Raw genomic sequence first — 3,266 nt, 5'->3', positions numbered from 1 at the left:
GCATAATAGAGTGTTGGCGATTCCGGGCTCCACAACTGCGGATCCTTCAAAGCTATGTTTTGCTCAAACTCGTCACCAAACAGGGTTTGTGCAGAACCTGATGCGAGGACATTTCCGGCAGCATCTTTAATCTCTGTTTCAATACGCAGCTTATGCCCCGCAACTTTCGATTTGATATTGATTTGCGCCAGGCTATCGCTGACAAAAGGAGTGGTTACAAAAGTTCCCCAAAGCTGAAAGTGATTTTTGGGTTCAACCACAATGCGTACCTTACGGAACAAACCGGCACCAGGGTACCAGCGCGACGACAAAGGTTTGGGCGAAAGATGAACCGCCAGCAGATTGTCCTTCCCGGACTTCACCAAGTCGGTAATATCCAAATTAAAATAAGCATATCCGTAGCCCCACTCCCCGGCTTTTTCACCATTGACAAAAACTTCAGGGTCACTCATCGCTCCTTCAAAAACAACGAGCACACGACTCCCCTCTTCCAATTCAGGCAAATGGAAGTTCGTGCGGTACCAACCATCGCCAATGTGTGGCAAGGATCCGGTACGACCAGTCTTCTCAGTTGCTTCTTTTTCGTTATTCTGGGTAATAGCCACCACCTGCTTATCCACGTCCTTATCAAAAGGACCATAAATGGCCCAGTCGTGAGGCACCTTTACACGCTCCCATTTCGAGTCGTCAAAATTGATCTGCGAAGCATTTTCAAAATTGCCTTTGGTAAACTTCCAGTTATTTTCCAGTAAAAGCTCCGTTCTTTGAGCATGTGCAAAGAGACCGCTGAGTAGCAGAATCGTCAAACAAAACGTTTTCATTCTTATTTATTAAATTGAGTCATTAGTAGTTCCCAGCGAATTTACACTTGCTTTTCCAAAGGAACAAAACATACTTGCTGTAGAAAATGAACCTTAAAGCAAAGTTGTTTTCCGTATTCATCCACCTCTTGTGCCAATCTATACCCCTTCAACAAAATTGTAATCCGTATTTTCGTGGCTGTTCAATGAATCAAAAAATAAGATCAAACCAATATTATATGAAAAAGATCAATCAATTTTTCGCAGCTGCCTGCATGTTAGCCTTAGCTGCCTGCCAGGCTCCCAAAGTTGAATACAGCGGAAACCCGCTATTTCAGGATCCCCTGACGGCCGATCCCTGTGCCATGGTCTATAACGACACCGTTTACCTGTTTACCGGCTCCGATGAAATTCCTCCGGGAGAAGATGGCTTCCTGATGAAAAAATGGTATGCCTTCTCGAGCCCCGACATGGTGCACTGGACCAACCATGGTGTAAAACTTAGCGTTGACGATTTCAAATGGGCATCGCACAATGCTTTTGCCGGCCATGTGGTGGAAAACCACGGCAAATTTTGGTGGTATGTACCTATGGTGTTAAAAGACAGCACCGCCATTACCCACGAAGGCTTTGGTATTGGCGTAGCCGTTGCCGACCATCCGCTGGGACCCTACAAAGATGCCTTGGGTGGCCCTATTATCTGCGACACAACGAAAAACTCGGTGGTCCTGAATATCGCCCCGGCCGTTTATGTTGACGACGACGGACAAGTCTACATGTACTGGGGATCGTGGAACGAAGCCCGCTATGTGAAGCTGAAAGACAACATGATTGAAACCGACGGCCCTGTACATACCGTTGAAGCTAAAAACTTCTTCGAAGCACCGTGGATTCACAAAAAAGGCGATACGTACTATTTCTCGTATGCAGCTCATTACCCTTCAACAACCGAATATTCAACATCGAAAAGTATTACCGGCCCATGGGAATATCAAGGGGTGATTAACGACACCATTCACAACTCGCCAACAAACCACCAGGCCATTATCACCTTTAAAGGACAAGACTACATATTTTACCATAATGCCGACACGCCAACCGGTGGCCCGTTCCGCCGCAGCGTTTGTGTGGATAGTCTGAACTACGACGCCAATGGCAAAATACTGAAAGTGAGACGCACCAAAACCGGTGTACCAATCGTGAAATAAGCTAAAATGTAAAAATAGTTCGTAGCGAACAGAGGGGAAGATCTTTCGGGATCTTCTCTTTTTTTGGTTGAAAAAAAACGCCAACCGAGGGAACCTTTCAAAAGTAACCCAACCCAAAAAGCCAACGGTTAATCAGCCTGGTATTAAATCTTCGAAGAGTTTCGCGATTTCGGGATTTCCTTTTTCAAACACCCGGATGCCCACTGCCGAGATCTTGGTAATTTCGTCTTCCACGGTCCGCTGCAGCTTGTTTTTAGTCATTGTTGCAGCTTTACGGACAAACTTCAAACTTTCCTGGGTACTATCGGCAACAGCTAAAGCGGTCTGAAGCTCCTTGATCTCCACCATATCGGCATCAATAATTCCGGCCTGGTTACTCCATTCCTTATTTTTGGCATAGGCGGTCTGAATAACATCGGAGGCTGCAAGAACACTGTGAATGCTTTTGGACAGCTCAAAACCCACTCCGAAGGCTTGCAAAAGCTGCGGTGTAGGCGAAGCCGACTTCACCATTCTCCGAACCGATATAATGGTGGTATGCAGGCTTGCAATCAGCTCATTCTGTCGCTCGGTTTTCGATTTCTGGTTCACCAGGTTCTCCTTTTGTCCGGCTTGCCTGACAGACAACTGGGCCAAATTAGCCTGAAACTGCGCAGGCTCATCCTGCTGCAACCGATCGGCTAACTCGTCCCGGTATTTTTCCAATAAAGATTCAGCTTGTTTGCCCTTCAGAATAGTGACTCCAATTTCCCACTTCGGTTTTCTTTCTGAACCCATAATTCAAGGTTTATTGAGATTGTTGTTTTCCTGTTGATCGTAATTTCACAACAAGTTACAATCATATGCTAAATAAAGTCAAGCCCGAATTTTATGTTTTTCATACATGTTCTCGAAAGTTGAAAGCTGAAAATTCTCCCGGTAATCTTCGTTCCCCACGGAAACAACAGGATTCATTAACCACGGACTTTTACAGCTTACCCGAACAAGTTCACCGGTCGCCCGACAGGGTTCACGGGTCGCCCGTTTTAACTCACGTGTTATCAGAAATAGCTCACGGATCAACAGACATATTTCACGGGTTATCCGCAAAAAGGGACCGAAAGCACAAGTAAGCTCACCGTCCGCCCTAAATTCTTCGAAACATAACGCACACACCAACAGTGTTTTTCTAATTTTTTATTTGTAAAGTATCTGTTTTGGGTTGCCTCCCTGCAATTATTAGCGTAACTTTTCTCACAAATTCTTATCAACTTAATTT

General features: G+C 45.3%; 2 protein-coding genes and 1 pseudogene. 1 reads left to right on the top strand and 2 read right to left on the bottom strand.

The window, feature by feature from the left end; translation table 11 throughout:
- A pseudogene (locus AC37HE_RS14795) lies at nt 1-821 on the bottom strand (hypothetical protein); the annotation flags it as partial.
- 218 nt (nt 822-1,039) lie between these two features.
- Between AC37HE_RS14795 and AC37HE_RS14790 the strand changes: the two are divergent.
- Entirely contained in the window at nt 1,040-2,008 is a 969-nt protein-coding gene (locus AC37HE_RS14790; RefSeq protein ID WP_500783628.1) for a glycoside hydrolase family 43 protein, read from the top strand.
- Between the two features lie 132 nt (nt 2,009-2,140).
- Here AC37HE_RS14790 and AC37HE_RS14785 read toward each other — a convergent pair whose 3' ends face one another.
- Nucleotides 2,141-2,785 carry a hypothetical protein gene (locus AC37HE_RS14785; RefSeq protein ID WP_500783627.1) on the bottom strand — a complete coding sequence of 215 codons (645 nt, stop codon included), beginning with the start codon at nt 2,783-2,785 and terminating at the stop codon, nt 2,141-2,143.
- Nucleotides 2,786-3,266 lie beyond the last annotated feature (481 nt).

The organism is Mangrovibacterium sp., assembly GCF_059905295.1.
This window is presented reverse-complemented; position numbering and strand designations above follow the sequence as displayed.